General features: G+C 59.7%; 1 protein-coding gene and 1 pseudogene. One reads left to right on the top strand and one right to left on the bottom strand.

Features of this window, described 5'->3' with window-relative positions; genetic code table 11:
- Positions 1 to 130: 130 nt before the first annotated feature.
- Positions 131 to 3,308: pseudogene (locus AC0AP0_RS09410) on the bottom strand (acyl-CoA dehydratase activase-related protein); the annotation flags it as partial.
- 552 nt (positions 3,309 to 3,860) lie between these two features.
- Between AC0AP0_RS09410 and AC0AP0_RS09415 the strand changes: the two are divergent.
- A partial coding sequence (locus tag AC0AP0_RS09415) for an exodeoxyribonuclease VII large subunit (RefSeq protein WP_490430273.1) occupies positions 3,861 to 4,462 on the top strand: 602 nt, incomplete at its 3' end.

The raw sequence follows: 4,462 nt of genomic DNA on the forward strand, positions 1-4,462 counted from the left end.
ATCTTCTGATGGTCGTCACCAAAGCCCGGCACGGTCTTGCGGAACTTGGCGGCCGTGGGATTGTTGGAGGCCAGGGCACGCTCCCCTGCCGCCGGAATGATGTAGTCGCTCAGCTTAGGCAGGTCATGCACGTTCAGTTCGCAGATGGAATCCTCGGAGAGCACAGCCATTCCCAGGGAGCAAATGGTCTCGGGAATGCCATGGTTGACCTCGGGATCCACATGGTAGGGTCGTCCGGACAGGACCACGCCCTTGACTCCATACTCCTGCATGTAGGCCAGGGCACGAAGCCCCTCCTGGCGGACATCCTCCTTGAACCGGGCATCCTCACGGTAGGCCTCCTGGACGGCCGTCCGGGCCTCCTCCTCGCTCACCTTGGCCCAGTCGAAGACCTTGACGATCCGCTCGACCATCTTCTCCTTGTTGGACAGGTTGAAGTAGGGTCGCATGAAGCGAACGCCGTTCTCCTTGAGCTCGCTCATGTTGGCCTCGATCACCACCGGATAGTTGGCCACGATGGGGCAGTTGTAGTGGTTGTCCGTATCCGGAACCAGCTCCTGCTCATAGGTGACGCAGGGATAAAAAATGGTCTTGATGCCCTTGTCGACCAGGGAGTGAATGTGACCGTGGACCAGCTTGGCCGGGTAGCAGATGTTCTCGGAGGCGATGGACTCCATCCCGCTCTCGAAGAGCTCGTGGTTGGACCGCCCGGAGATCATGACCCGGAAGCCCAGCGAGGTCAGCAGGGTGAACCAGAAGGGGTAGTCCTCATACATGTTGAGCACACGGGGAATGCCGATATCGCCTCTGGTGGCCTTGTCAGGGGTCAGACGTCGGTAGGCAAAGGCCCGCTTGTACTTGAAGTCGTAGAGGTTGGGCCTGTCGGAGCGCTTACGGTTCTTGTCTCCGCCACGTTCGCAGCGGTTTCCGGTCACATAGCGGCCGCCGTCCTCGAATTCGGTGATGGTCAGCTTGCAGTGGTTCTGGCAGAGCTTGCAGACATCGTGGGTGGTGGTCATGGAGAGGTTGTCCAGATCATTCCCTGCCAGGATTGAGCTCACCACGTGGCCATCCTCCACCTTCAAATCAGGCAGGGTCGTCTTGAACCCTTGGTCATTCTTGGAGGCGATCTTGTTGACGGCGGTCGGCGACAACTTTGACTTGGTGGAAGTCGGAGCCACATTGGGGGTAGTGGGTGTACTGCCCACGGACTTCGCCCCGTCGACCACGTTCAGTGAAGGGTGGGCCATGTGGGAGCTGGCCGCAGTAAGATCCTCGATCTCCTCATTCTGTGGGCAATGCATGCGGGCCGTCAGTGCAGCACCATAGGCTCCCATAAGCCCGGCAATGTTGGGCCTGGTCACCTTGCGACCGGTCAGGAGCTCGAAGGCCCGCAGAACGGCATCGTTGAGGAAGGTACCTCCCTGGACCACGACCACCGGCCCAAGGGCATTGGCATCACGCAGTTTGATGACCTTGTAGAGGGCGTTCCTGACCACCGAGTAGCAGAGCCCGGCGGCGATGTCCTCCGGGGATGCGCCCTCCTTCTGAGCCTGCTTGACCGAGGAGTTCATGAAGACTGTGCAGCGGGAGCCCAAATCAGTAGGGGCTTCGGAGGCCAGCGCCTGCTTGGTGAACTCCTGGATGCTGATGCCCATGGACTGGGCGAAAGTCTGCAGGAAGGATCCGCAGCCGGCCGAGCAGGCCTCGTTGACGCAGATCGAATCGATGACCCCGTCGTTGACGGCGATATACTTCATATCCTGCCCGCCAATGTCGATGACTGAGGTAACGCCGGGGCTGATCTCCTCGGCGGCCCGGTAGTGGGCCATGGTCTCGACCACGCCCTCGTCAACATGCAAGCCGGCCTTGACCAGGCCCTCACCATATCCGGTAGCGCAGGCACGGGCGATATAAGCGCCCTCCGGCAGGGACTTCCTGACCTCCTTGACAATGTTGGCGGCGGCAATCAGGGGGCTGTCCTTATGCACCCCGTAGGTGGACCAGACGATGGTCTTATCGTCGTTGATCAGGACGGCCTTGATGGTGGTGCTGCCCGCATCGATGCCCAGAAAGTGCGGCCCCTTGGCTCCGGACAGGTCCCCGGTGGGGATGACCTGGGCACCATGCCGGTCATTGAACTCCTTGCGCTCCTCCTCGTTCAGGAAGAGCGGGCGGATCGTTCTGGCTGTGGAAGGCATGTTCTCCAGGCCCTTCAGGGCGGAGAGGACGCCGTCCAAGGAAGTCAGATCAAAGTGCATGTCCTGGTTTTTGCTGGCATCCTTGGTGGCCTCGGTCGCCTGAACCTTATTCTCACCGTTCACCAGGGTGGTGGTGCGGCCATCCTGCATGGCATCCTGCAGAGCCATCTTGTCCAGGTTCGAAGCCTTCTCGGACCGTGCCTTGTCGACCTCCGCCTGGTCCAGTCCCCAAGCAGGACCGAAGGGGTCGTTCACATCGGTTTCTGGCGAGTAGTCGGTCTTGACATGCGCAGCGCTGTCCTGGCCATCCTGGTCGTGACGACCAGCCATGATGGCGGCACCATAGGCCACATAGAGGTGCGCGTTCTCGGGAATGATATAGCGGCTGACCCTGTCCTGGAGGATCCGCTTGAAGGCTTCCCTCAGCTCGCTCATGAAGAAGAGTGGCCCGCCCAAAAAGATCACGTTGCCACGGATGGGACGCCCGCAGGCCAGACCGGAAATAGTCTGTGTGGCAACGGCATTGAAGATTGATGCGGCCAGATCCTCCTTGGCGGCTCCGTCGTTGATCAGAGGCTGCAGGTCGGACTTGGCGAAGACCCCGCAACGCGATGCGATGGGATAAATGGTCTTGTACTTGGAAGCCATATCGTTCAGGCCTGAAGCATCGGTGTTGAGCAGAGTGGCCATCTGATCGATGAAGGCTCCGGTTCCGCCTGCGCAGGACCCGTTCATCCGCTGCTCCGGAGTGGGCTTCAGATAGGTGATCTTGGCATCCTCGCCGCCCAGCTCGATGATCACATCCCCTTCGGGATAGGTGACGTTGATGGCCTCGGTCTCGGCAATGACCTCCTGGGCGAACTCAGCCTGAAGCTGGCTTGCTAGCTCCAACCCGCCCGAACCAGTGATCACCAGGCTGATGGGATTGCCGGCCAGGCCAACCCGTGACAGTGAAAGCTTGATATCGGTGACCAGTTCCGCCACGCACTGCCGCACATTGGCGTGGTGACGGCGATAGTCGCTGAAAAGCGCCTGATCCAGCCTGTCTCCTGTGCCAAGAACCACGGCCTTGACTGTGGTGGAACCGATGTCCAAACCCACACGCAGGAGATCCCGCGGTCCTGTGCCCTTATATCGACCCGCTATGTCGACGCCATCAGACATAAAACAACCTCAATCCGTGAGACCGCCGCATGATGGGTTTTAAAAGCAGACACCACATCATATCCGGCTTACTTTATTCATGCTACCGCCAGAGCGTGAATAACTTCTGCGGTATGGGAGAATCAAGACTGTATGCTTTGACACAGCCGCCAGCAAAACCACCTTTGCTACAAGCAAGCCGCTGACGATAGCAGGTGCATCAAGGCGTTGGTTCCAACCCTTCTCCTCCACACTTTCGCCTTAATCCCAACCTTCTGCAAACAGGAGAAATGGCACTGTGCCCTCGGCGAAATCGGTTCAGAAGCAATCGGCAGAGGGCCTGTAGCGAACATACAGAGCATATGGAATTGTCCCCGTATTGAGAGACCCTGAAAGGACGTTTCCTTCGCTGACCAACCCGAATACCATCCTGTACAGACTATGCCGGATGAGTTGGTCATGCTGGCGGAACCGATGGTCAGGAGGCATCAGGTGCGAGCATACATGGGTTCGAACATGCAGGGGTCAATAGGCGCACCGGCTGGCCCAGCCTCGTCAGGACTGGCCCCCAAACCCTTGGATCAGCTGCCCCGCCTGGCACGAGATACCACCGAGGAAGACCCCTGGCCGGTCAGTGTGCTCAGCCAGAAGTACCATGACGCAGTGGCCCGTTGGCCCGGAGCCTGGGTGGAGGGCCAGATCGTGGAGATCAACACCCGCCGGACCGGTTCCGCATATCTGACCCTGCGAGACAACTTCGAGGACATCTCCATCAATGTCATGGGCTTCCGGGCCTTCGCCACCCAGGCCAGGGAATTCCGCCAGGGCGACCGGGTGGTGGTGCACGGGCGGCCCGACCTGTGGATCAAACAGACCCGTCTGAGCTTCATGGCCGACAGGATCAAGCGTGTGGGCACCGGCGACCTGAAGGAGCAGATCGACCAGCTAAGGCGCAAGCTCAAGGGCGAGGGACTCTTCGATGCGGAGAACAAGGTTCCTCTGCCCGAATTCCCCCGGCGCATCGGCCTGATCTGCGCACCGAAGGCCAGAGCCGAGGGGGATGTAATCACCAACGCCCGTCTTCGCTGGCCCACCATTGAATTCTCCGTTGTACATGC

The organism is Bifidobacterium sp. POST2/T3 (B1), from assembly GCF_058197115.1.